Raw genomic sequence first — 23,659 nt, forward strand, 5'->3', positions numbered from 1 at the left:
GTGTGAGGACGCTCCGTGAGGATCTTCGTCCGCTCCATGCGGGCCGTCAGATGGGACTCGATCTGGTCGTCACCCATCGCCGGGATCTGTTCCTCGGAGAGCGTCCGGGCGTACGCGGACGTCTGGAGCAGGCCGGGGACGAACCGGCTCTCGAAGGTGTAGAGCGTCACCGCCAGGGCTTCCAGTTCTGCCCACTTCTCGAACCACCGCGCCAGCCCCGCCTTGCGCGTCAGGTGCTTGGCCGCCGCCCGCACGACCCCGAACGCGTCCAACACCTCCTCCGAGCGGTCCACGAACGTCTTCGACGGCAGGCGCCGTCCCTGTTCGATCGAGGCGGCCATCGGCACTGAGTACCCCACCAGCGGTGCGAACTGCTCCTGCGTGAGGCCTGCCCGTTTGCGCAGGACCTTGAGAACTTCCCCGAATGCCTTCAGACTTTCCGACACTTCCGGCTCGCTCCCTTTCGGAGCCCTGCCTGCGCCGTCCGTCGCGTCCTCCGGAAACCCGTCCGTCACCCGGCCACCTCCCGCACCCGTGCACTCGTACTGAACGCCCTCATGATCACGTGCAGTGACCGGTACCGTCCAGAGTGTGAACCCGTACGCTGTCGCAGCGTACGGGTTTCTGAGCTGGCAACCCTCCCCGCGCGACGCCACATTGGCCCCATGACCTCCCCCGTGACCCGCGAACTGCCCGTCACCGTACGTGCGTTCGCGCAGCGTTTCAGCTCCACCCCGCGCGGCGCCCGGCTCGCCCGCCGCCTCGCCGTGCTCCAGCTCGACCGCTGGGGCGTCCCGTACGGCTCCGGGACCTCCGAGACCGCCGCGCTCCTCGTCGCCGAACTCGCCGCCAACGCCGTGACGCACGGCCGGGTGCCGGGGCGCGACTGCGAGCTGGCGCTCGCGTACACGCCCGGCCGGCTGCTCCGGATCGACGTCTCCGACACCCGGGGCGAACGGCGGCCGGCCCTCGCCGTCCCGGAGGGTCCCGACGCCGAGGGCGGGCGCGGCCTGCTCCTGGTGGAGGCGCTGGCGTCGCGCTGGTCGGTGCTCGACCGCGTACCGGTCGGGAAGACCGTACGGGCCGAGCTGGACCTCGGGTCCCTCCGCGCCGGGGAGCGGGGCCTCCTTGCCGACGCCGGGCAGCCGGACCGTGACCGGAGTGCCGGAACCGGCCCGTGAAACCGCCGGACCGCGCCCCTACCGTGATCACCGGACAGGACACGACCGAAGGGGGCGGAGCGGATGACAGCCGTGTCGAACGAGGTCAGGGGGACCCTGGGAGCGCGCGCGAGCCTCTGGTTCTCGCTGGTCCTCGCCCTGCTCCTCGGGGCGCTGTCGGGTCTGGTGCTGTATCCGGCGGCCCAGCACCTCCGCTCCCTCGACGACGGCCGGACGGTCCGGGCGACGATGCGGACGAACGGCCCCTGCATGACGGGCGGCTGCCTGGTCCGGTTCGAGGCCGAGGGGCGGACCGTGGTGGCGGAGCTGCCGGTGGGGAGCAGCGGCAAGGTCCGGGCCGGCGACGGCGTGGACGTCCGGTACCGGGCGGACGCCCCCCGGACGGTCGCCCGCGCGCAGGACACCGGGGGCGGCGGGGCGATGGTGTTCACCGTGGCGTCGGGTGCCGCGGCCCTGGTCTTCGCGTTCCTCGCCGCCTGGTCGGCGTTCCTGCTGTGGCGGCGACGGCGGCTCGCGGAGTGAGCGTCCGGGCCACGGAGTGACCGTGGCCCGGACGTCACCGCCCGCGCCGGTACGCGGGCGTTCCCCCGTTACCCGCCGGACGTGCGGCCCGGCGCCGGGGCGTACCCCGCCGGGCGGGTCGTGAAGGTGCCCCGGCCCCGGGTGCGCCCGCGCAGGCGGGACGCGTAGCCGAACAGCTCGGCCAGCGGCACCGTCGCCTCCACCACCGCCGTACCGCCCCGGTCCGTCCGGTCCGTGACCCGGCCCCGGCGGGCCGCGAGGTCACCGAGGACGGCGCCGACGGACTCGGCGGGGACGGTGACCGTCACGTCGGCCACCGGCTCCAGGAGCGTCATCGCGCTCGCCCGCAGCGCCTCGCGGAGCGCGAAGCGTCCCGCCGCGCGGAACGCCAACTCCGAGGAGTCCTTCGGATGCGTGGCGCCGTCCGTGAGCGTGACCCGGACGCCCGTCACCGGGTGGCCGCCGAGGGGGCCCTCCAGGAGGGCGTCCCGGCAGCCGGCCTCGACCGCGCGGACGTACTCCTGGGGGACGCGGCCGCCCGTGACGGTGGAGCGGAACGCGAACTCCTCCCCTCCCTCCAGCGGTTCGACGTCGATGACGACATGGGCGAACTGGCCCGCGCCGCCGTCCTGTTTGACGTGGCGGTACAGCAGACCGGTGACGCCCTTCGCCACCGTCTCCCGGTACGCCACCTGCGGGCGCCCGGCCGCGACCTCCAGGCCCCGGTCGCGCCGCAGCCTCTCCACCGCGACCTCCAGGTGCAGTTCGCCCAGGCCCGACAGGACGGTCTGGCCCGTCTCCGGGTCGGACCGCACCACGAGCGACGGGTCCTCCTCCGCCAGGCGGGCGAGGGCCTCCGTCAGGCGGCCGGTGTCCGTGCTCCGGCGGGCCTCCACGGCCACCGAGACCACCGGGTCGGCGGACACCGGCGGTTCGAGGACGACCGGCGCGGCCGGGTCGCACAGCGTCGCCCCGGCGCGGACGGACTTCGGGCCGACGAGGGCCACGATGTCCCCGGCGCGCGCCGACTCCACCTCCGTCGTCCGGTCCGCCCGCACGCGCAGGACGCGGCCGATCCGCTCGGTGCGCCCGCCTGTCGCGTCGAGCACGGTGTCCCCCTTCCGGACCGTGCCCGCGTAGACGCGGACGTACGTCATGCGGCCGGTGGCCGTGGCGCTCACCTTGAACGCGAGCGCGGTGAACGGCGCCGCCGGGTCCGCCGGAGTCCCGCCGCGCACGGGCGGCACGTCCGAGGGGGCCGGGAGGTACGCGACGACGGCGTCGAGCAGGGGTTCGACGCCCCGGTCGCGGTAGGCCGAGCCGCACAGCACGACCACGGCCTCCCCGCCGAGGGTGAGGTGGCGGAGCGCGCCCCGCAGCGTCTCCCCGGAGAGTTCCCCGTGCGCGCAGTACTCCTCCAGGGCCCCCGGATGCAGCTCCGCCACCGCCTCCTCCAGACGTCGTCTGCGGCGCAGGGCCTCCTCCCGGAGGTCGTCCGGAACCGGCCGCTCGGCGTACGCGTCGGCCCCGTCGGTCCACACGTACGCCCGCATCCGGACCAGGTCCACGACGCCCCTGAAGCCGTCCTCGCGCCCGACCGGGAGCTGGACGGGGAGCGGTACGGCGCCGAGGCGCGTACGGATCGACTCCACGGCGGCGTCGAGGTCCGCGCCCGCCCGGTCCATCTTGTTGACGAAGGCGAGGCGCGGGACGCCGTGCCGGTCCGCCTGCCGCCACACCGTCTCGCTCTGCGGCTCCACGCCCGCGACGGCGTCGAAGACCGCCACCGCGCCGTCGAGGACGCGCAGCGAGCGCTCGACCTCGTCGGAGAAGTCGACGTGGCCGGGCGTGTCGATCAGATGGAGCCGGTGGCCGGCCCAGTCGCAGCTCACGGCCGCCGCGAAGATGGTGATGCCCCGGTCCCGCTCCTGCGGGTCGAAGTCGGTGACGGTGGTGCCGTCGTGGACCTCGCCCCGCCGGTGGACGGCGCCGGTCAGGTACAGGATCCGTTCGGTGACGGTGGTCTTGCCCGCGTCGACGTGGGCCAGGATGCCGAGGTTGCGGACGGCGGTGATCTCGGGAGTGCGCACGGTCTCGTGCCTTTCGCCGCTGCGGTGGTGGAACGGGCAGCGCGATTCCCGGACGACGGACCCGCCGACGGTGCGTCAGGGGGCGTACGGGGTCGTCACGGGCGGCGATGGCGGGCGCGCAGCCGCCACCGCTCGGCCGGAGAGGCGAGGATCACGTCGTACCGGGCACGGGAGGAGGAGAAGGCGACGACGGCGGCGGCGTGGCTGCGCACGGCCTTCTCCCCTCGGACGGACGGACGGCGGTGGGCGGTCACCGCGTCGGGCGGTGCGCCGGGACGTGAGTGTAGGGAGCCGGGCGCGCGGCGCGACAGCGGTTTTCCGCTCCCAGAGGCGTGGCCACCTCGTGTGACGGGAAGAGCAACGAACAAGCCACTCACGCGAGTTGGCTATTTCTTTACTGCCTCGTCCGTGCTCCCCGGCGCTTAATGGTGCTCCCGCGGTGTGCGGGTGGGAGAGACGAGAACACGGGGGGAAGAATGGTTTCCACAGGAGTCGCGGCGGAGCCGCCGACCGAACCGACACCGCCTGAGCCGACACCGTCCGAATCGGTACGGTCCGGATCGGTGCCGCCCGAACCGGCGCCGCCCGAACCGGCGCCGTCCGAGTCGACGGCGCCCGAGTCGGTGCCTTCTGGATCGGTGCCGTCCGAGTCGGTACGGGCCGAGTCGGCACCGTCCGAGGCGGCACCGTCCGAGTCGGTGCCGTCCGGATCGGCACCCCGGACGGCACCGCCTCCGCCCCCGCCGGCTTCCCGACCGGCGTCCCTGACGCTGCCTCCGGTGCCGACCAGGGAAGGGAACCTGGTCCTCAGGGTGAGCCGCCGGATCCTGTGGGTGGGCGCGGCGGCCATTCCGCTGTCCAGCATCACCCGGGTCGAGCCCTACAAGATCAAGCCCAACCGGGCCTCGGCCTTCTTCCACTTCCTGGGGTGGGGCGTCGCCGCCTTCGTGGCGCACGGTCTGATCAACGCCGGGAACGAGGCGGTCAACGGGCCTCTGCTCGCCGTCTTCCTGATCGTGCCGGTCTTCTTCCTGCTCAAGGCGCTGTTCGAGCAGGCGAAGCCGGCGCTGGCCGTGGAGTCGGCCGGCGGGTCCACGGCGGTCGTGACCCTGCCGAGCATGGACGACCTGCGGGAGATCGCCGGACGGATCGTGTACGCGATCGAGCACCCGGAGGCCGAGTTCACCGCGGTCGTGCAGCAGTTCAGCAACACGAACAACTACGGCCCGGTGGTCAACATGAACGGGGGCCGCAACAACAGGGGGATCAGCCTGTGAGCGACACGACGAACAACTACGGCAACGTGGTCAACATGAACGGCGGGCACCACAACTGGGGGATCGTCTACGGCGGCGACGGTGCCGGGGACGAGGCGCTCCGCGCCGCCGTCGCCGACCTCGCCCGGCTCCTCCAGGAACTGCGCCCGCACCTCACCCCGGACCAGGAGCGGACGGTCGAAAGGGCCCTGCCCGAACCGACCGCCGACCGGGCCGCCCTGCGCGAGCGCGCCCTCGTCCTGGTCTCCGCCGCGACCCAGATCGCCGCCGCCGTGGGCGCGCTGGGCCAGCCCGTCGTGGAAGCGGTGAGCCGGCTCCTCCAGCTGCTGGGGTAGGGGACCGTCCGGGCCCGGGCCCGGGTCCACCGGCCCCCGGGGCCACCGGGCGCGGCCGGGGCGCCCCGGGGCCTACGCGGCCGCGTCCGCCGGCTGGAGCAGGTCCCACCGGTTGCCGTACAGGTCCTCGAAGACGGCGACCGAGCCGTACGGCTCGTGGCGGGGCTCCTCCAGGAACTTCACGCCGGCCGCCGTCATGCGGGCGTGGTCGCGGGCGAAGTCCTCGGTGTGGAGGAAGAAGCCGACCCGGCCGCCGGTCTGGTTGCCGATCGCGGCCTCCTCGGCCTCGTTCTTGGCGCGGGCGAGGAGCAGGCCCGCGTTCCCGAGGCCGCCGACCCCGGCCGCGCCCCGGGGGCGGACGACCACCCAGCGGGTGCCGTCGCCCCGGTCGGTGTCCTCGACGAGGTCGAACCCGAGGGCGTCGGTGTAGAAGGCGATGGCCTCGTCGTAGGCGCGGACGACGAGGGTGACGAGTGCGATGGACGGCATGGAGCCCAACGTAATACGCAGGAATCTACCCGCGTCAACCGGCACACCCTCCGGAAGAATGTCCGACATGCGCACGCAACAATTCGAGGACCTCGTCACCCGCGCGCGGTCCCTCGCGGAGGCGGGGGACGGTGGGGCGAGTCGCCGGGTCCTGGGACTCGCGGGACCGCCCGGCGCCGGGAAGTCCACGCTCGCCGCCCGGCTCGTCGACCGCCTCGGCGGCCTCGCCGCCCTCGTCCCCATGGACGGCTTCCACCTGGCGCGGGCCGAACTGGAACGCCTCGGCCGGACGGACCGGAAGGGAGCCCCCGACACCTTCGACGCCGCCGGGTACGCCGCGCTCCTCGCCCGGCTGCGCGCCCCCGAACCCGGCACCACGGTCTACGCCCCCGCCTTCGACCGCTCCCTGGAGGAACCGGTCGCCGGATCGGTCCCGGTCGGCCCCGCCGTCCCGCTCGTCGTCACCGAGGGCAACTACCTCCTGCACGACGAGGGCGCCTGGGCCCGGGTCCGGCCCCTCCTGGACGAGGTCTGGTACCTCGACCTGGACGACCGGCTCCGCGTCCCCCGGCTCGTCGAGCGGCACGTCCGCTTCGGCAAGGACCCGGTCCGCGCCGAGGAGTGGGTCCGCGTCTCCGACGAGGCCAACGCCCGGCTGGTCGCCCGGGGCCGGGACCGGGCGGACCTCGTGGTGGCGGTGGACCGGATGCGCTGACCCGCGACGCGGCAGGCCCGGCCGAGGGCCGTGCGGGGCTATGGGCGGGGGGCGCCCGCGCGGTCCGGGGCGGACAGGTCGCGGACGTACCGGTCGAACCGGTCGCCGTTCCCGTCCCGGGCCCGTCCGACGCGGGTGAAGCCCGCCCGGTGGGCGACCGCCGCCGAGCCCGTGTTCTCCGGATCCACCTGGATCACCGCCTGGTCCGCGCCTTCGCCCGCCGCGTACCGGCAGGCCAGGAGGACCGCGCGGGTCGCCAGGCCCCGGCCGCGCCAGGCGGGGTAGAGCCCGTAGGCGACGTTCACCTGCCCGGCGGCGAGACCGGGCGCCCCGAACCGGAGATCGACCGTCCCCGCGAGGACCCGCTCCGCGCCGACGCGGATTCCGAAGGCGCGCAACGGCCCCCGGGTCGCCCACTGTTCCATGCAGTGGCGGATGTACTCCTCGGCGCCGGCCCGAGTGCCCGGCCCGCCGTTCAGCCAGTGCGCCAGGAGGTCGTCCTCGCCCGCCAGGTGGGCGTGGACGTCGTCCGGAGTCAGGGGCGACAGGACGAGATCGCCGTCGACCGGTTGCGGATCGCGCATGTGACGACCCTCCACGCTTCGGCGCCCGTCGCGCAATCGAAAAGGGAAAGGGCTCGGCCCTCCTTCAGGGGGACGCGTCCGCCGGGGCCGCTCGTGGCGGGTCGTCGTGCGCGGGCCCGCACTCCATCAGCAGCCGGCTTCCCCGTGTCCCGACCGGGCGGAAGCCCGCCTTGCTCCACGCCCTGACGGCACGGCGGTCGGACGCCTCGGGATCGACGGTCACACGGTCCCAGCCCACGACGGCACGGAGGTGTTGGACGAGGGCGCGGGCGGCGTCGGGGCCGTGGCCCCGGCCCCGGACGCGGGGCAGGAGCACCATGTCGATGCCGCCTTCGCGCGGCCCGGCAGGGACGTACTGGGCGTAACCCACGGGCTCGACGCCCACGAGGACCAGCAGCGACACCACCGCGGGACGCCGTCTCCCGGTGTACTTGGCCGCCACTTCCTCGCGGGTGAGCGGCCGCCCGCCCCAGCCGCGGACGAACTCGGGGTCGGCGAACCACCCGGCGAGCAGCGGCAGGCGCTCCTCCGCGGCGGGAACGAGCGAGGTCGTCCCGCCCGCGATGCCGCCCGTCGGCGTGTCCTCCATGGGGTACCGGTTCCTTCGTACGCGTGTCCCGTCCTGCTCATCGTTCCAGCGCGGGGGCGGCCCGTCGAGAAGACGGCGCGGAGCGGGGAAAACCGCGTTGCGCCGGTTCGGGACGGAAGAGGATGCTGACGGGCCGGAGGTGTCACGGGTGAGAGAGATCACCATGGAGCTGACCGTGCGCGATCTGGTGCACGCCGACCTGGCGTCGTGCGGGTGGGCGGGTTCCGCCCACCATCTCGCCGTCGTCGCGCAGCAGTTGGAACGCAGGCGGCACGGCGAGGTCGACTACCTGGCGGTCTGCGCCCGCGCCGGCGTCCCGATCGCCAAGGGCGGCGTCGACTACCGGGCCGAGCCCGGCGCGGGCACCCTCTGGCAGCTCGCCGTCCACCCCGCGCTGCGGTCCTGCGGCGTGGGCACCGTTCTCGTCGGGGCGGCAGAAGAGCGCATCAGGGACCGGGGGCTGCGCCGGGCGGAGCTGGGCGTGGAGGACGACAACCCACGTGCCCGCGCCCTCTACGAGAGGCTGGGGTACCGCGCCTACGACCGCCGGCCGGACGCGTGGGACGAACAGGCCCCGGACGGAACGCTGCGCCGTCACGAGACGATGTGCACCCTCATGCGCAAGGACCTGTCGTAGGGCGTCGTTGCTCCGGGCTGGCCACCGCCCCCGCCCGGGGGCCGGGAGCCGGGCTGCCGGCCGGACCGGCGACGCGGAGGGGGCCGGGCGCGCGGAACACCGGGCCGAGCGGCGGAACCCCGCGACCGGACACCGGAACGCCGGGCCGGAAAGAGCGCACCGACGAAGGGAAAGGACAACGGGATGCTCACGCTGACGGACATCGCCGGGAACCCCGAGCGCCTGTCCCGCCGTCTGGAGACCCGCGACGGACCGGTCGTCGTCCTCCGCCCCCTCGTACACGCCGACACGGAGCGCCTGGCCGGATTCCTCGGGGCCCTGTCCCCCGGAACGAGACGGTTCAGCACGTTCGACGGGTACGGCCTCGCGACCGCCGGCGAGCTGTGCGCCGCGATCGCGCGCTACGACAAACTCAGACTGGTGCTCGAGGACGTACCGGCCGGCAGGATCGTCGGCCTCCTCGAATTCGGTCTCGACATGACCCCGGCGGACACCGCGCGCTACCGGGACGCGGGCATCCGCCTCACCGGGGCGACCGACTGCCGCTTCGGCATCACCCTGGCCGACGACCACCAGGACCGGGGCGTCGGAACGCTCGTCCTCCCGTTCGTCGCGGAGGTCGCGCGACTGCTCGGCAGGACGAGGATCATCCTGTGGGGCGGTGTCCGCGCCGACAACCTCCGTGCCGTCCGCTACTACGAGAAGAACGGCTTCCGGCGCGTGGGCCCCTTCACGGAGGCGGACGGTTCCTCCTCGCTCGACATGACGCTCGACCTGTCCCCGCCGCCGGAACCGGCGGGTCCTCCGGCCCGGCACCACCGGCCGGTCTCCCACGATCCGGCCGGCGACGCGCGCCCGTAACCCCCGGCGGGTCCGTCGCACGCCGGGCACGCCCCGAGGCACCGCCGCGCCGTTCGCCGGAAAGGCCCATGGACGGGGATGGGTAGGGTGGCGCCATGACGGACGACCACGACTGGGAGCGCCGGGTCGCCGCGCTCTGGGACCGCCTGGACGACCACCGACCCGCCGACTTCCGCGCCCGCATGGACGCGCTCGCCGCCGAGCGGCCCGCCGGTGACGCCGTCGCGCTCTTCGAGCGGGGCGCCGCCCACGACTCCACCGGGCTGCCCGAGGAGGCCGTCGCGCTCTACCGGCGCGCCCTCGACCTCGGACTCACCGGCCCGCGCCGCCGCCGGGCCGTGATCCAGCTCGCCAGCAGCCTGCGCAACCTCGGCCGCCCCGACCGGAGCGTCGAACTCCTCACCGCCGAACGGGACGTCCCCGCCGACCGGCTCGACGCCGACGAGCGGGCCCTCGGCGGAGCCGTCGACGCCTTCCTCGCCCTCGCGCTCGCCGACACCGGCCGCGAGCGGGAGGCCGCCTCCCTCGCCCTGGGCGCCCTCGCGCCCCTGCTGCCCCGCTACAACCGCTCCCTCGACCACTACGCCCGCGCGCTCCTCACCGCCCCCGACGGCGCCTGACCGCCCGGCCCGTACCGGCGGTGCGGCCCGTACGGGCGGCCGGACGGCGCGACGGGCCGCACGGAAGGCCGCACGAAGAGCCGCAGGCCGGTCCGTACGGCGAACCCGCCCGCCCGGCGGCCGAGTTCACCCGACGGCCCGGAGCCCGACACCCGCAGTCGCTACCCTGGGCCCAACGGCGACGGAAGGCGGACGGGCGTGGACTGGCTGCGAAGGGGGTCCAGGAGGGACGGCGACGACGCGCCGAGGGACCCCGTGTTCGCGTACTTCTCCCGGGACGAGGCCGCCCTCTTCCGCCGCCGGGTCCGGGAGACCTTCGCCGAACTCGGCCTGGAGGTCACCGTCTACGCGGACCACGTCACGGACGACCGGGGGCGCCGCCTGTGGCTCGCCAACCTCGCCGCCATCTGCCACCAGGACCGGCGCGGCCCCCGTGCCTGGCCCGGCCTGATCCGCCGCCACGTCGAGCTGGTCGTCCGGACCATGGACGGCCCCTCCGCACTCGAAACCCTCCCGCCCGAACAGATCCGCGCCCAGCTCTACCCCCGGATCGTCAGCGGCGACGGCATCGACGCCGGTTCCTTCGGCTACGCCAGGACCGTCGCCCCCGGCCTCTACGAGGTCCTCGCCCTCGACCTGCCCGAGAGCGTCATGACGCTCACCGACGACGCCCTCGACCGGCTCGGCGACCGCGCGCACCTGCGCGACCGGGCCCTGCGCAACCTGCGCGGACTGCCCGTCGAGGGGCACGAGACGGTCCGCGACGCCGACGGCATGTGCTTCGAGGTCGTCTTCGGCGACTCCTTCTACACCGCGAGCCGCGTCCTCGACCTCGACGGGGTCGCCCGCCGCGTCACCGGCCTCCCGCTCGGTGAGCACGGCGCCCTGGTCGCCCTCCCCTTCCGGCACCAGCTCGCCTTCCACCCCATCCGGGACACCACGATCGTCCCGGCCCTCGGCGCGATGGCCTCCTTCGCCGCCACCGGGTACGAGGACGCGCCGGGCGCCATCAGCCCGTACGTCTTCTGGTGGCGCGGCGGCACCCTCACCCAGCTCAGCGAGTACGACGAGGAGCGCGGAGACCTGCGGATCGTCGTCGGTGACGACTTCCAGGAACTCCTGGAACACCTCATCGCGCAGGGCCCCGACCGGCGCTGACACACCGGCCGGGCGGGCGCGCGTCAGCCGTCCGCGAGGACGACCGCCGACTCGGCGGGCAGGGTCAGGACCCCGTCCGCCCCCGGCGGATCGACCGGCTCCCAGGACAGCAGGACCCGGTCGCGCCCGTTGGAACCGAGCGGGATCACCGCCGGCTCCTTGCCCAGGTTCACCGCCACCCGCAGGACCCCGCGCCGGAAGACCAGCCAGCGGGCCTCCTCGTCGAAGGCGGTCCGCACGCCCGCCAGGTCCGGGTCCGTCAGGTCGGGCAGGGTGCGGCGGAGCGCGATCAGCTCGCGGTGCCAGGCGAGCAGCCGCCGGTGCGGGTCCCGCTCGCGTTCGGTCCGGTCGAGGACCGAACGGTCCCGGGTGGCCGGGTCCTGGGGGTCGGGGATCTCCTCCTCGGCCCAGCCGTGCTCCGCGAACTCCCGCCGCCGGCCCCGTCGCACGGCCTCCGCCAGCTCCGGATCGGTGTGGTCGGTGAAGTACTGCCAGGGCGTCCCCGCCCCCCACTCCTCGCCCATGAAGAGCATCGGCACCGAGGGGCCGGTCAGGACGAGGGCCGCCGCGCAGGCGAGCAGCCCGGGGGAGAGCGTGGCCGAAAGGCGGTCGCCGACGGCCCGGTTGCCGATCTGGTCGTGCGTCTGCGCGTACCCGAGGAAACGGTGCGCGGGGGTGCGCTCCCGGTCCACCGGACGTCCGTGGCGGCGGCCCCGGAACGCGGAGTACGTGCCGTCGTGGAAGAAGACGCGGGTGAGCGTCTTGGCGAGCGCCGCCATCGGGGCCCGCGCGAAGTCGGCGTAGTAGCCCTGGGACTCGCCGGTCAGGGCGGTGTGCAGCGCGTGGTGGAAGTCGTCGTTCCACTGGGCGTGGACGCCGAGCCCGCCGAGCGCGCGCGGGGTCGTCGTGCGCGGGTCGGCGAGGTCGGACTCGGCGATCAGGAAGTGCTGGCGGCCCTGCTCCCGCGCCAGCTCGTCCACGGCCGCCGACAGCTCCTCCAGGAAGGTCAGGGCCCGGGTGTCCGCGAGCGCGTGCACCGCGTCCAGGCGCAGCCCGTCGATCCGGTAGTCCCGCAGCCAGGCGAGCGCGCTGCCCAGGAAGTACGCCCGCACCTCGTCCGAACCGGGTGCGTCCAGGTTCACCGCCGCCCCCCACGGCGTGTGGTGGGCGTCCGTGAAGTAGGGCCCGAAGGCGGGCAGGTAGTTGCCGGAGGGGCCCAGGTGGTTGTGGACCACGTCGAGGACCACGCCCATGCCGAGCCCGTGCGCCGCGTCCACGAAGCGCTTCAGCGCCCCGGGACCCCCGTACGGCTCGTGCACCGCCCACGGCGCCACCCCGTCGTACCCCCAGCCCCGCACCCCGGGGAAGGGGCACAGCGGCATCAGCTCCACATGGGTGATGCCGAGGTCCGCCAGCTCGCCCAGGCGCCCGGCCGCCGCGTCGAGGGTGCCCTCCGGGGTGAAGGTGCCGACGTGCAGCTCGTAGAGGACCGCGCTCCGCAGCCGCAGCGCCGGGGACTCGTTCCGCCAGGCGTACGCGGAGTGGTCCACGACCGCGCTCCGGCCGTCCGGGCCGTCCGGCAGCCGGCGCGACCGGGGGTCGGGCAGCACGGGCCCGCCGTCCACGGAGAAGCCGTACCGGTCGCCGTCCCCGGCGGGCACCACGCCCGTCCACCAGCCGTCCCGCCCGGCGTCCCTCTCCAGGGGGTGGTCGGTGCCGTTCAGCTCCAGCACCACCCGGTCACGGGCGTTCGGCGCCCACACCTCGAAGAGCACGGGAATCCCCTCGTCGTCGGACCGGCCGCTCGGCGGGTCAACGGATGACTACCGCGACCATCCTGGCAGTCAGGACCCCGGCACGCCCGGCGCGTCCCACACGTGGTTGACGGCGCGCTCGAGCGTGACGTGTCCCGCGCGGGCGAAGGCCGCCGCCATCGGCGCGTTCCCCAGGTCCGTGGCCGCCCGGATCCGGGGCGCGCCGGCGGCGGCCAGGACCCGGGTCCCCTCCGCCAGGACGTCGTCGACGTACCCGTGCCCCCGGTGGACGGGCAGCACACCGATGTACGCGATCGTGTGGTGGTAGTTGTTCCGGGCCGGGACGACGAAACCGACCGGCTCGCCGGTCCCCGGCAGCTCGGCCACCCGCCACCACGCGCGGGGCGAGGAGTAGTGCGCGAACTCCTCGTCGTAGTGCCGCTCCGCCGCCTCCCGCGCCGGGAGGCCGGACGCCAGGTCGGCCCGCCCGTGCGCGTCGAGGGTGCCCTCCAGGACCGGTGTCATCAGGGCCACCAGGTCCTCGCGGTCCCGCAGGGGCCGGAACTCCAGACGCCCCGTCGGCTCCGGCACGGGAGCGCCGGGCCGCCACTCCAGGCGCAGCCGTTCCACCAGCGGGCGGGCGCCCGACCGCTCCAGGACGCCGAAGACCGGCTCCAGCAGGGCACGGGTCTCCGGGAGCTCGCGCCAGTCCGCCGGCAGGAACCGGCTGAACTCGGGGCGCCGCGTGCCCGCCGGGACGACCGCGGCCGTCGCGGTCTCCAGGAGCCGCAGGCCGACGTCGGCACGCTCCCCGCCGGACAGTTCCGGGGCCAGGTCGAAGAAGTCGAGCGCCTGCGGCCCGGCGCCCGCCGCGTGGGTCCACCAGGCGATCCGGCCCAGGAGCCGGTCGCCGTCCAGGGCCATCCACATCCACTCCGGGAGGCGGCGGCCGGCGGCGAGGTCGTCGGCCAGCTCGTGGTCGAGCGAGTAGGTGAGACGGAGGAAGAGGTCCAGCTCCTCCGGTCCGGAGAGCGGACGCACGACGAGACCGGTGCCGGTGCCGGTTCCGTGCGGGGCGGGCGGGGCGGACGGAACCGACGGGGACGGGGCGGAGGGGGACGTGGTCACGTCGTGGGACTCCCCGGGATCATGGTGCGGGGACGGCAGACCGTAACAACGATGTCGCGGGAGCGGTACGGAGTTACGGGACCGGTGGCCCTTCTGGACACGCCGGGTCCGGCGGACGGACAATCGCGGGTGTGACGACCCCTTTCGAGCTTCCGGCGAACTCCCCCCGGCTGACCGACGCCGAGCGGGACCGCGCGCTGGTGCTGCTCCGTGAGGGCGCCGCCCAGGGCCGCCTCTCGCACGACACCTTCCTCTTCCGGATGGAACGCGCGCTCCGCGCCCGGCGGCCGGACGAACTCGACCTGCTCACCGCGGACCTGAGGACCGAGGGCACCTGGTCCCGGCGGGTGGTGGGCGCGGTGGAGCGGATGTCCGCGTTCACGGCCAGGCTCGGACGCGCCTGGCAGGCGGAGCGGTTGCCGAAGCTGCTGCTGCCCCGTCCCGGCCCGTACCCGCTGCGGATCGGCCGCGACCCGGTCAACGGGCTGCGGCTCAGCCACGAGACGGCCTCCCGGCTGCACGCCGAACTCTCCCTCCAGGGCGGGATGTGGGTCCTGCGCGACCTCGGCTCGACGAACGGCACCACCGTCAACGGCCGGCGGGTCACCGGCGCGGTGGTGGTGCGGCCCGGCGACGTGGTCGGGTTCGGACAGGTGACGTTCCGGCTGTCGCACGACTGAGGCGGGCCGCGGGACCCTCCGGGAGGCCGGAAGGGTTCACCCGTACGGCGGTACGCGACGGGCGGCGCGGTCCGGTCGGTGATGAGCTGGACGGACGCGCGCCACGACCTCCGGCCGCGGCACCCACCGCCGACCGACAGGGGACGCGATGACCGACGAACCGAAGCGGGACGTACGCGGTGGCCGGCCGGCGACGCCGGGGGACCCCTGGACCCGGCTGCCGTCCATGAGCCCGGCGACCCCCTCGGCGGCGCGCCCGGGGGAGGAGGGCCCCGGAACGGCGGGCCGCACCGGCCCCGCGCGGAGCGCCGCGCCCCTGCCCGGCCGCGTCCGCGCCGTGCCCGACCCGATCACGGGCGCGGGTCCCGGCCCCGGCGGGCGGACCGTCGCGCCGAGCCCCCTCGACCCCGGTGCCTCGCGCGACCCGCACGGCATCCACCGGACGCTGCGCGAGGAGTTCCCGCTCACCTACGACCCGCTGCTGCGCGCCTGGGTCCTCAGCCGGTACGCGGACGTCGCCACGGCCCTCACCGACAGCCGCCTCACCCACGGGCACCGGCCCGGCGACCCGCCCTGCGCCCGCGCCCACGTGGACGTCGACATCGCCGCGCTGAGGTCCGTCACCGAACGCACCGCCCACCTCCTCGCCCGCCGGATCGCCGGGCGGCCGCAGGCCGACCTGGTCGCCGACTTCTGCCACTGGCTGCCCGCCGGCACCGTCGCCGCCGCCGTCGGCATGCCCTACCGGGACATGATGCGGCTCGTGCGCGGCCGGGCGGCCGGGGCCCTCGCCGGGGAGTGCGGCGGCCAGATCGCCGTACGGGAGAAGGCGCTCGCCTCCTTCCTCGGCAACGTCCTCTCCGACCCCGACCAGGTCGCCGCCCTCCGCGACGCCCCCACCGGGCTCGTGGCCCGGGCCTGGGCCGAGTCGCTGCGCCGCGACCCGCCCGTGCAGATCGCGGTGCGCCGCGCCGCGGCCGAGGTCCCGGTGAGCGGAGGGACGATTCCGGCGGGCGCGTCCGTCGCGCTGCTCATCGGCTCGGCCGGCCGGGACCCGGAACGCTTCCGGGAGCCCGACCGCTTCGACCCGCTCCGCGACGACCCCGGCCAGCTCACCTACGGTCCCGGTTTCTGCCCGGCCGTCCTCCTCGCCGGCATCGAGGCCGAGCAGGCCCTGCGCGCCCTCTTCACGGCCATGCCCCGACTGCGCCTCGCCGACGGCTTCCGTCCCACCCCGGCGGGCCTGATCACCCGGGCACCGCGCACGCTGATCGTCCGTCCCGGGGGATAGCCGGCTCCGGAGAACAGACCGTTCTCCGGAGGAAATCGAGGAGGCGGAACTTTTCGGGCAGCGCACGACGGTCGTTCGAAGCGACGCGGCAGGTCTGCGCCCCAAGGCGGCGTGCGGAAAGCGGATTCCGCACAGACGGCGTACCTCTCCGGGGAATACGTCTCCTTGCGTGACGGCCGGATCTTGACGAGGTCAATGCATCTGCATACGGTCGGACGAATCATCGGTTCGATGGGCCGGGGGCCGGGATCGGTACCGGGGGCAAGGGATATTAGCCGAACCGTGGACTCCGTGCGTTCCTGACGCACGTCCGACGCCGGACCGCGACGGTTCCCTTGTCCGTCCCTTCTGACGGACTTCACATGAAGACATATCTGCGCCGCGCGGGCATCGCGCTGGCGGGACTCCTCGCCGTCGCGGCAGCGCAGTCGACCGTGGCCGCGCCGCAGGCCGCCGCCGCGGTCTGGCCGGTCGCATCCGGCTCGACCGTCGCCGGGCCGCTCACCACCGTGCCCGGCTCCCAGGCCCGGCTCGAATACTCGGATCTCACCTCTCGCGCGGACGCGCTCCAGGAAGCCAACTCCGTTGCCCTGAAACCACGCGGCATCGACAAGGTTCTCGCTGCCGCGGAACTGAAGGGCCGTCAATCCTGTTTCACCGATCCGGGTGACGAGATCCTCGCGACCTCCGAGGGCTTCTGCTGGAACGCGGAGGACACGGCCACCACGGAGTGGATGCCGCAGGGCATCACCAGCAACACCACTCCCTACGCCCCGGTCGACGGCCGCGAGATCGTCATCGCGTCCTGGTACAAGAAGGAGAACGGGGCGGCGGACCAGGCCTCGCGCCTGACCATCGCGAACGCCACCGACCGTTCCAGCATCACCTACAACCGCGTGATGCTGGTCGAGCCCACCCAGAACGGCACGTTCCAGCGGCTGAAGACCCACGCGGACGCGGCCGTCTGGTACAAGAACCGGCTGTACGTGGGCAACGGCGAAGGCTACTGGGTGTTCGACCTCAACAGGTTCTGGGAGGTCGATCCGTCGAAGACGTACACGGGCCGGGGCGCGGACGGGGTCTTCGGCGCGGAGGGCCACACCTACGTCCTGCCGCTCGTCGGCAAGTACCACGATCCCACCAAGTACGACGGTTCGGAGGACCCGGACAAGGCCCAGTGCGGGACGTGGCGCGGGAACCCCACCGACCGCCCCTGCCACGTCGGTGCCTCCCTCGACCTGAGCGACGGGAAGCCCGCCCTCGTCAGCGTCGAACTCGTGTCCCGGACGCAGGACAACAACGTCCCCGTGGGGTACGGCGGCACGATCGCCCGCTGGGCCCTCGACCAGGAGACCGGGCTGCTGGAGCACGCCGGAGTGAACGCCGCCGGACTGCCGGTGGCGAAACCCGGCACGGTGCTCAGCTCGCCGATCCTGGGTGCACAGGGCGTCGTCTCCCACAACGGGACCTACCTCATCCCCGCCACCTGCCCGGAGTACCAACCCGGCGGAGCGGTGATGAACAGCTGCATCTACCGTGCTCTGCCGGGACAACCCGTCCAGTTGTGGAAGCGTGTTTCCAAGCACATCGAGAGCATCGCCTACGATGCCGCCCGCGACCACCTGTGGGTCAGTAACGAAAGCACCCAGCGCGTCGTGGAGCGCGTCGGATGGCCGCAGTTCCCCGGACCGCTGCGGCTGATCACGGACGCCGGAGGCGACACCGGGAACGACGGAAAGCGCGACCTGTTCGCCGTGGACCGCGCGGGCAAGCTGTGGCGGTACGACGGCGATGGCAAGGGCGGTTACGGCGAGCCCCACCTCATCGGCGGCGGCTGGGACGTCATGACCAAGCTGGTCGGCGCCGGCGACCTCAACGCCGACGGCCGTCCCGACCTGCTCGCCGTCGACAACAACAAGCAGCTGCGACGTTACGACGGCGACGGGGCCGGTGGCCTCGCCCCGCCGCAGATCCTGGGCGGCGGCTGGGACACCATCCGTCTCCTGACCAGCGCCGGGGACGTGACCTCCGACGGGGTGCCGGACCTCTTCGCCGTCCACAACGACGGCACGCTGTACCGGTACGCGGGCAACGGGAACGGCGGGTACGCACCGCGCGTGGCCCTCGGCGGCGGCTGGGGCATCTACAGCCGGATCGTCGGGACGGGAGACCTGAAGACCGACGGCATCCCGGACCTCCTCGCGGTACACGCCACCAACAGCCACCTCTACCGGTACGACGGCAACGGCGCCGGGGGGCACGACCTGCCCCAGGACCTCGGTGGCGGATGGTACGTGTTCGACTCGTTCATCGGGGTCGGCGACCTGAGCGGCGACGGCGTGAACGACCTCCTCGTCCAGGAGACCGCTCCCGGTGACAGGGCGACCGGCATCGGCACGTTCAAGCTCTACCCGGGTGCCGGCACGGGCGGCTTCCTCCCGTCGCGCGACTGGCATTTCTGATGCGGCACCACTGAAACCGAGGGTCCGTCGGCAGAGGCCCGCAGGCCCCTGCCGACGGACCCTCCCGGACACGCGTGCGGTCGGTGACCTTCCGGGGAGCGTCCCGACGAACTCCACGGAAGGTCTCCTCAGTCCGTCCGCACCAGCAGCGCCACCGGCCGTTCCGCGAAGAGCTCCGCCAGTTTCAGCTCCGTCGCCGGACCGCCCGTGAACTCCCGCACGCCGTCCAGGGCGTCGGCCCAGTGGCCCTCCGGCAGGACCAGCTCCGTGTCCTGCCAGCCGCCCGCCTCCGCGAGGCGCAGCGGGAGGCGGGTCACGGCCGTCACCACCGCGTCCGAGCGGGCGAAGGCCAGGCAGTGGGAGGCGGCCGGCCCCCCGGCCGCCAGCGGGGTGTACGTCCCGCCCGGCCCGAAGACCTCCGGGCGCTCGCGCCGCAGCCGCAGCGCCGCCCGGACCAGGGCCGTCCGGTCGTCGTCCGGACCGGGCGCGAAGGGGGCCCGGTTGTCAGGGTCCACCAGGGCCCGGTACTCCCGCTCCGTGTTCTGGTACAGCTCCGGCACCCCCGGCATCGTCAGCTGCGCGAGCAGCGCGCCGAGCGCGTGCGCCCGGATGTGCGGCTCCAGGGCGAAGGCCGCCTCCGAGGCCACCCGGAGCGGAATCCGGCCGGGCCCCGTCGCCGCGAACTCGGCCACCGCCCGCTCGTACTCCTCGTCCGGCTCGGTCCAGCCGGTCCGCAGCCCCGCCTCCCGCACGGACTTGACGATCGCGGGCACGAGCCGGTCCGCGTCCGGCGTGCCGAGGCCGAAGGCCGTCTGCCAGGCCGTCCACGCCAGGTGCTGGTCGGGCGCGGGCACCTCCGCGACCTCCGCGAGCAGGTCCGCCCACACCTCCGGGCACTGCGAGAGGACCGCGATCGCCGCCCGCACGTCGGCGCTCCGCTTGGTGTCGTGCGTGGACAGGACCGTGCCCGTGGCCGGCCAGTCCCGGGCGATCCGCAGGCAGTACGCGTGGAACTCCTCCACCGGCACCGCCGGACGCCCCGCGTCGCCGCCCACCTCGTTCGCCGAGAGGAGCGGCGTGTACCGGTAGAAGGCCCTGTCCTCCACGGCCTTGGCCCGCAGCGCCGAGGAGGTCTGCGCGAACCGGACGCGGAAGGCCCGGTGCTCCGGTCCGTCCCCCCGCGCACCGAGCGCCAGCTCCCGCACGAGGTCGACCGCCGCCGCCTCCTCCTCCACCGCGAACGCGGCCTTCGCGCCGCGTGCCGCCTCCGGGGTCAGCACCTCCTCGCCGCCGGTCCGGTAGGTCCGGTAGACCGGGACGCGGACGAGCAGCTCCCGGATGGCGGTGCGCAGCGCCCAGGGCGCGTGGTCCCGCAGGGCGGGGTCGGCGGCGCAGATCCGCTCCGCGATCCGGGTCAGCGCGGCCGTCTCGGCGGCCAGGTCGTGACCGGCCACCTCGTACGCCGCGCGCCGCTCGGTCTCCTCCCAGCGGCCGCCCCGGTCCCCGGCCTTGCCGACGAACTCCCGGTACAGCCCGGTGAGCGCCTCGGCGCCCACGGGGTCGGTGAAGACGCCGTCGAGCCGCCGCAGCGCGTCGTACCCGGTGGTGCCCGCGACCGGCCAGGCGGCCGGCAGCGTCTCGTCGCCGGTGAGGATCTTCTCCACCACCGTCCAGCACCGGCCGCCGGTCGCCTCCGCCAGGTCCTCCAGGTAGCCCTGCGGGTCCGCGAGACCGTCGGGGTGGTCGATGCGCAGCCCCTCGACCACCCCGTCCCGGACCAGCTCCACGATCTTCGCGTGCGTCGCCGCGAACACCTCGGGGTCCTCGACGCGCACCCCGATGAGGTCCGACACGGTGAAGAAGCGGCGGTAGTTCAGCTCGGTACGGGCCAGGCGCCACCAGCCGAGCCGGTACCACTGGGCGTCCAGCAGCTCGTCCAGCGGCAGCCCCTCCGTGCCCGGACGCAGCGGGAACTCCTGCCCGTCCAGGCGCAGCGTCCCGCCGGACACCCGGAACCGGTCCCGGACCTCCGGGAGGCGCGCGGGCAGGACCGGGAGCAGCAGCCGCCCGTCCCCCGCCCGCCAGTCCACGTCGAACCAGCGGGCGTACGGGGAGCCGGGACCGTCGCGGAGCACGGCGCGCAGCGCGTGGTTGTGGGCGGGGGAGGCCGCCATGTGGTTGGGCACCAGGTCCACGACCAGGCCGAGCCCGTGCGCCCGCGCGGTCGCGGCCAGGGAGCGCAGCCCCTCCTCGCCGCCGAGCTCGGCCCGCACGGACCGGTGGTCGGTGACGTCGTAACCGTGGGTCGAGCCGGGCACCGCCTCCAGGACGGGGGAGAGGTGCAGGTGGGAGACCCCGAGGCCGGCCAGGTGCGGCACGGCCCGCTCGGCGGCCGCGAACGGGAAGTCCGGCTGGAGCTGGAGCCGGTAGGTGGCGGTGGGAGGAGCGGTCCGAGGGGAAGAGGCCGGAAGGGAGGTCATGCGAACGTACGTACCCCGCCGGAGGGCTTCTGTTTCATCCCCTTCGCGTCCGATCGCGTCCCCTCCCCGCAATCCACCCGGAAGGGTGATGTCGGGTGGACGGGCCGACGAGGACGGCCCCGCCGGGACGGGCCGGCGGGGCCGTGGAGCGGGCGGCGGCCCGGGGCGGTCGCCCCCGGATATGTCCCGTCCCGGACCGCTCCGTCCCGGACCGCTCCGTCCCGGACCGCTCCGGTCCGGGACGCGCCGGTCACTCCGGGCCGGTCACCTCATGCCGGTCGCCTCAGGACGGTCAGGCTGAGGGGAGCGAGCTTCACCCGTTCGCCCCCCACCAGCTCGGGACCCTCCTGCGGCGGCATGCCCTCCGGGTCGGAGGTGTCCACGACCGTGCGCCAGTAGTGGCCGTGGCTGTCCGGAACCGAGAACTCCAGCTCCTTCGACGAGGCGTTGAACATCAGCAGGAAGGAGTCGTCCGTGATCCGCTCCCCCTGCGTGCCCGGCTCCGAGATCGCGTTCCCGTTGAGGAAGACCGTCAGCGCCTTGGCGTGCGCCGCCTGCCAGTCCCGGGAGGTCATCTCCTCGCCCTCCGGCGTGAACCAGGCGATGTCGGTCAGCTCGTCGTGGGTGCCCTCGACCGGCCGCCCGTGGAAGAAGCGGCGGCGGCGGAAGACGGGGTGCTCGCGACGCAGCCGCACCATCGCCCGGGTGAAGCGGAGCAACGTCGCCTCCGCCTCGCTGTTCTCCTTGGGCCACCGGACCCAGGACACCTCGTTGTCCTGGCAGTAGGCGTTGTTGTTGCCGCCCTGCGTCCGCCCGAACTCGTCGCCGTGACTGAGCATCGGCACGCCCTGGGACAGCATCAGGGTGGCGAGGAAGTTGCGCATCTGGCGGGCGCGCAGCTCGTTGATCCCGATGTCCTCGGTCTCGCCCTCCGCCCCGCAGTTCCACGAGCGGTTGTGGCTCTCGCCGTCCCGGTTCTCCTCGCCGTTCGCCTCGTTGTGCTTCTCGTTGTACGAGACCAGGTCCCGCAGCGTGAAGCCGTCGTGGCAGGTCACGAAGTTGACCGAGGCGAGCGGCCGCCGACCGTCGTCCTGGTAGAGGTCGGAGGAACCGGTGAGCCGGGAGGCGAACTCCGCGAGGGTGCGCGGCTCGCCCCGCCACAGGTCCCGCACGCAGTCCCGGTACTTGCCGTTCCACTCGGTCCACAGCGGCGGGAAGTTGCCCACCTGGTAGCCGCCCTCGCCCACGTCCCACGGCTCGGCGATCAGCTTCACCTGGCTGACCACCGGGTCCTGCTGCACCAGGTCGAAGAAGGACGACAGCCGGTCCACCTCGTGGAACTGGCGGGCCAGGGTGGCCGCCAGGTCGAAGCGGAAACCGTCCACGTGCATCTCGGTCACCCAGTACCGCAGGCTGTCCATGATCATCTGGAGGACGTGCGGGGACCGCATGAGCAGCGAGTTCCCGGTGCCGGTGGTGTCGAAGTAGTGCTGGGGCGCGTCGTCCACGAGCCGGTAGTACGAAGGGTTGTCCAGGCCCTTGAAGGAGAGCGTCGGGCCCAGGTGGTTGCCCTCGGCGGTGTGGTTGTAGACCACGTCGAGGATGACCTCGATGCCCGCCTGGTGCAGCGCCCGGACCGCCGACTTGAACTCCAGGACCTGCTGGCCCCGGTCGCCCCAGGACGCGTAGGCGTTGTGCGGGGCGAAGAAGCCGATCGTGTTGTAGCCCCAGTAGTTCGAGAGCCCCGCGTCCGCGAGCCGGTGGTCGTTCACGAACTGGTGGACGGGCATCAGTTCGAGCGCCGTCACCCCCAGCTCCTTCAGGTGGCCGATCACCGACGGGTGCGCGAGCCCCGCGTACGTCCCGCGCAGCTCCTCGGGGAGGTCGGGGTGGAGCATCGTCAGGCCCTTCACGTGGGCCTCGTAGATCACCGTGTGGTGGTACTCGGTGCGCGGGCGCCGGTCGTCGCCCCAGTCGAAGTAGGGATTGACCACGACGGAGGTCATCGTGTGCGGGCCCGAGTCTAGGTCGTTGCGCGCCTCCGGCTTCCCGAAGGGGTAGCCGTACACCGCCTCGCCCCACTCGACCCGCCCCGACACCGCCCGCGCGTAGGGGTCGAGCAGCAGCTTCGCCGCGTTGCAGCGCAGCCCCCGCTCGGGGGCGTACGGACCGTGCACCCGGAACCCGTACCGCTGTCCGGGCATCACGCCCGGCAGGTAGGCGTGCCGTACGAACGCGTCGGTCTCGCGCAGCTCCACCGCCGTTTCCGAGCCGTCGTCGTGGATCAGACACAGCTCGATCCTGTGGGCGGCCTCCGAGAAGACCGCGAAGTTGGTTCCCGCGCCGTCATAGGTGGCGCCCAAGGGGTACGCCTGTCCCGGCCAGACTTGCATGGATACGACTCTTCCTCTTCTGTCCGGGTTCTTCTGGATGGTCTTCGGCCAGATACTGCCCGAGAGGGACGCGAGGTCCTAGGACTTCGCCCCGTCCTACCGGGTGACTGCCCACCGCGCGGGGGGTCCAAAGAAAACGTGTGCGAAAAGGCGGGCCGCCGCCCGGCGGGAGGGCCGGGCCGGCCGGTCCGCCGCCCTGCCCGGGCGCCGGTCCGCCGTCCCCGCGCCCGGTCCCGGGGGAGGAAGGGGGGGCGCAACCGCTATGAATCCGCTCACTCCGGATGATCTCGCCTCCGGAACGGTCGCACCGGCCCGGGCGGTTGGGGAAGGAGCCCGCCGATCCTGCTGCATCGCCTCCCGCTCGCGGAGTACCCTTCCTTGATCGTTGCCGGAGTGGTCGAAACGAGCGTCCA

Annotated in this window: 21 protein-coding genes; 12 read left to right on the forward strand and 9 right to left on the reverse strand. The window is 73.9% G+C overall.

The features are described from left to right. A partial coding sequence (locus ACFYZY_RS22090) for a Scr1 family TA system antitoxin-like transcriptional regulator (RefSeq protein WP_388696742.1) occupies window positions 1-515 on the reverse strand: 515 nt, incomplete at its 3' end. Between the two features lie 150 nt (window positions 516-665). Between ACFYZY_RS22090 and ACFYZY_RS22095 the strand changes: the two genes are divergently transcribed. After that, a complete protein-coding gene (locus ACFYZY_RS22095; protein ID WP_388696744.1) occupies window positions 666-1,181 on the forward strand; it encodes an ATP-binding protein in 516 nt (171 codons plus the stop codon). Between the two features lie 63 nt (window positions 1,182-1,244). Continuing rightward, complete coding sequence (locus ACFYZY_RS22100) at window positions 1,245-1,703, forward strand: hypothetical protein (protein ID WP_388696746.1); 459 nt, start codon at window positions 1,245-1,247, stop codon at window positions 1,701-1,703. Window positions 1,704-1,771: 68 nt separating this feature from the next. Here the strand turns inward: ACFYZY_RS22100 and fusA are convergent, their stop codons facing one another. Next, window positions 1,772-3,793, reverse strand: a complete 2,022-nt coding sequence (gene fusA / locus ACFYZY_RS22105; RefSeq protein ID WP_388696749.1) for an elongation factor G — start codon at window positions 3,791-3,793, stop codon at window positions 1,772-1,774. A gap of 779 nt (window positions 3,794-4,572) precedes the next feature. Here fusA and ACFYZY_RS22110 point away from each other — a divergent pair. Both ACFYZY_RS22110 and ACFYZY_RS22115 read left to right on the forward strand, forming a co-directional pair. Further along, complete coding sequence (locus ACFYZY_RS22110; protein ID WP_388696752.1) at window positions 4,573-5,070, forward strand: DUF6232 family protein; 498 nt, start codon at window positions 4,573-4,575, stop codon at window positions 5,068-5,070. After that, the gene (locus ACFYZY_RS22115; protein ID WP_388696755.1) at window positions 5,067-5,405 is read left to right on the forward strand and encodes a hypothetical protein; all 339 of its coding nucleotides are present in this window, start codon (window positions 5,067-5,069) and stop codon (window positions 5,403-5,405) included. Before ACFYZY_RS22110 ends, ACFYZY_RS22115 begins: the two co-directional genes overlap by 4 nt. 72 nt (window positions 5,406-5,477) lie before the next feature. Here ACFYZY_RS22115 and ACFYZY_RS22120 read toward each other — a convergent pair whose 3' ends face one another. Beyond that, a complete protein-coding gene (locus tag ACFYZY_RS22120) occupies window positions 5,478-5,894 on the reverse strand; it encodes a VOC family protein (RefSeq protein WP_388696757.1) in 417 nt (138 codons plus the stop codon). A gap of 67 nt (window positions 5,895-5,961) precedes the next feature. Here ACFYZY_RS22120 and ACFYZY_RS22125 point away from each other — a divergent pair, with 67 nt between their 5' ends. After that, window positions 5,962-6,609, forward strand: a complete 648-nt coding sequence (locus ACFYZY_RS22125) for a nucleoside/nucleotide kinase family protein (protein ID WP_388696760.1) — start codon at window positions 5,962-5,964, stop codon at window positions 6,607-6,609. A gap of 38 nt (window positions 6,610-6,647) precedes the next feature. Here the strand turns inward: ACFYZY_RS22125 and ACFYZY_RS22130 are convergent, their stop codons facing one another. Together ACFYZY_RS22130 and ACFYZY_RS22135 are read right to left on the reverse strand one after the other, a co-directional pair. Then, the gene (locus tag ACFYZY_RS22130) at window positions 6,648-7,193 is read right to left on the reverse strand and encodes a GNAT family N-acetyltransferase (RefSeq protein ID WP_388696762.1); all 546 of its coding nucleotides are present in this window, start codon (window positions 7,191-7,193) and stop codon (window positions 6,648-6,650) included. Between the two features lie 64 nt (window positions 7,194-7,257). After that, window positions 7,258-7,782 (reverse strand): GNAT family N-acetyltransferase, encoded by a 525-nt coding sequence (locus tag ACFYZY_RS22135; RefSeq protein WP_388696765.1) that lies wholly within the window; start codon window positions 7,780-7,782, stop codon window positions 7,258-7,260. Between the two features lie 163 nt (window positions 7,783-7,945). Here ACFYZY_RS22135 and ACFYZY_RS22140 point away from each other — a divergent pair, with 163 nt between their 5' ends. From ACFYZY_RS22140 to ACFYZY_RS22155, 4 genes are all read left to right on the forward strand, one after another. Beyond that, on the forward strand, window positions 7,946-8,419 hold the full coding sequence (locus ACFYZY_RS22140; protein ID WP_388696964.1) for a GNAT family N-acetyltransferase: 474 nt from the start codon (window positions 7,946-7,948) through the stop codon (window positions 8,417-8,419). Between the two features lie 183 nt (window positions 8,420-8,602). Continuing rightward, complete coding sequence (locus ACFYZY_RS22145) at window positions 8,603-9,280, forward strand: GNAT family N-acetyltransferase (protein ID WP_388696768.1); 678 nt, start codon at window positions 8,603-8,605, stop codon at window positions 9,278-9,280. Between the two features lie 95 nt (window positions 9,281-9,375). After that, the gene (locus tag ACFYZY_RS22150; protein ID WP_388696770.1) at window positions 9,376-9,900 is read left to right on the forward strand and encodes a tetratricopeptide repeat protein; all 525 of its coding nucleotides are present in this window, start codon (window positions 9,376-9,378) and stop codon (window positions 9,898-9,900) included. 198 nt (window positions 9,901-10,098) lie between these two features. Continuing rightward, window positions 10,099-11,058, forward strand: coding sequence for a hypothetical protein (locus ACFYZY_RS22155; RefSeq protein WP_388696773.1), 960 nt, complete (start codon window positions 10,099-10,101; stop codon window positions 11,056-11,058). Window positions 11,059-11,081: 23 nt separating this feature from the next. On the opposite strand, the gene treZ is transcribed toward ACFYZY_RS22155, so the two are convergent. Next, window positions 11,082-12,833 (reverse strand): malto-oligosyltrehalose trehalohydrolase, encoded by a 1,752-nt coding sequence (gene treZ, locus ACFYZY_RS22160; RefSeq protein ID WP_388696776.1) that lies wholly within the window; start codon window positions 12,831-12,833, stop codon window positions 11,082-11,084. A 69-nt stretch (window positions 12,834-12,902) separates the two neighbouring features. Beyond that, complete coding sequence (locus tag ACFYZY_RS22165; protein WP_388696967.1) at window positions 12,903-13,853, reverse strand: GNAT family N-acetyltransferase; 951 nt, start codon at window positions 13,851-13,853, stop codon at window positions 12,903-12,905. A gap of 218 nt (window positions 13,854-14,071) precedes the next feature. Here ACFYZY_RS22165 and ACFYZY_RS22170 point away from each other — a divergent pair, with 218 nt between their 5' ends. The 3 genes from ACFYZY_RS22170 (at window position 14,072) to ACFYZY_RS22180 (ending at window position 18,373) form a co-directional block, all read left to right on the forward strand. Continuing rightward, window positions 14,072-14,620 carry an FHA domain-containing protein gene (locus tag ACFYZY_RS22170; protein ID WP_388696778.1) on the forward strand — a complete coding sequence of 183 codons (549 nt, stop codon included), beginning with the start codon at window positions 14,072-14,074 and terminating at the stop codon, window positions 14,618-14,620. A 148-nt stretch (window positions 14,621-14,768) separates the two neighbouring features. Further along, window positions 14,769-15,911, forward strand: a complete 1,143-nt coding sequence (locus ACFYZY_RS22175) for a cytochrome P450 (RefSeq protein WP_388696781.1) — start codon at window positions 14,769-14,771, stop codon at window positions 15,909-15,911. A gap of 362 nt (window positions 15,912-16,273) precedes the next feature. Beyond that, on the forward strand, window positions 16,274-18,373 hold the full coding sequence (locus ACFYZY_RS22180) for an FG-GAP repeat domain-containing protein (protein WP_388696783.1): 2,100 nt from the start codon (window positions 16,274-16,276) through the stop codon (window positions 18,371-18,373). 128 nt (window positions 18,374-18,501) lie between these two features. On the opposite strand, the gene treY is transcribed toward ACFYZY_RS22180, so the two are convergent. Further along, a complete protein-coding gene (gene treY, locus ACFYZY_RS22185; RefSeq protein ID WP_388696786.1) occupies window positions 18,502-20,853 on the reverse strand; it encodes a malto-oligosyltrehalose synthase in 2,352 nt (783 codons plus the stop codon). A 269-nt stretch (window positions 20,854-21,122) separates the two neighbouring features. Continuing rightward, window positions 21,123-23,246 (reverse strand): glycogen debranching protein GlgX, encoded by a 2,124-nt coding sequence (glgX, locus tag ACFYZY_RS22190; protein WP_388696787.1) that lies wholly within the window; start codon window positions 23,244-23,246, stop codon window positions 21,123-21,125. Between the last annotated feature and the right edge of the window lie 413 nt (window positions 23,247-23,659).

The sequence above is a fragment of the Streptomyces sp. NPDC001744 genome (assembly GCF_042892575.1).
Classification (GTDB): Bacteria; Actinomycetota; Actinomycetes; order Streptomycetales; family Streptomycetaceae; genus Streptomyces.

Bases quoted from the DNA above. Each gene is read 5' to 3' on its own strand.
- ACFYZY_RS22095 (WP_388696744.1), top strand. From the start codon at position 666: ATGACCTCCCCCGTGACCCGCGAACTGCCCGTCACCGTACGTGCGTTC.
- ACFYZY_RS22100 (WP_388696746.1), top strand. From the start codon at position 1,245: ATGACAGCCGTGTCGAACGAGGTCAGGGGGACCCTGGGAGCGCGCGCG.
- ACFYZY_RS22120 (WP_388696757.1), bottom strand. From the start codon at position 5,894: ATGCCGTCCATCGCACTCGTCACCCTCGTCGTCCGCGCCTACGACGAG.
- ACFYZY_RS22125 (WP_388696760.1), top strand. From the start codon at position 5,962: ATGCGCACGCAACAATTCGAGGACCTCGTCACCCGCGCGCGGTCCCTC.
- ACFYZY_RS22130 (WP_388696762.1), bottom strand. From the start codon at position 7,193: ATGCGCGATCCGCAACCGGTCGACGGCGATCTCGTCCTGTCGCCCCTG.
- ACFYZY_RS22135 (WP_388696765.1), bottom strand. From the start codon at position 7,782: ATGGAGGACACGCCGACGGGCGGCATCGCGGGCGGGACGACCTCGCTC.
- ACFYZY_RS22140 (WP_388696964.1), top strand. From the start codon at position 7,946: ATGGAGCTGACCGTGCGCGATCTGGTGCACGCCGACCTGGCGTCGTGC.
- ACFYZY_RS22145 (WP_388696768.1), top strand. From the start codon at position 8,603: ATGCTCACGCTGACGGACATCGCCGGGAACCCCGAGCGCCTGTCCCGC.
- ACFYZY_RS22150 (WP_388696770.1), top strand. From the start codon at position 9,376: ATGACGGACGACCACGACTGGGAGCGCCGGGTCGCCGCGCTCTGGGAC.
- ACFYZY_RS22175 (WP_388696781.1), top strand. From the start codon at position 14,769: ATGACCGACGAACCGAAGCGGGACGTACGCGGTGGCCGGCCGGCGACG.
- ACFYZY_RS22180 (WP_388696783.1), top strand. From the start codon at position 16,274: ATGAAGACATATCTGCGCCGCGCGGGCATCGCGCTGGCGGGACTCCTC.
- treY (WP_388696786.1), bottom strand. From the start codon at position 20,853: ATGACCTCCCTTCCGGCCTCTTCCCCTCGGACCGCTCCTCCCACCGCC.
- glgX (WP_388696787.1), bottom strand. From the start codon at position 23,246: ATGCAAGTCTGGCCGGGACAGGCGTACCCCTTGGGCGCCACCTATGAC.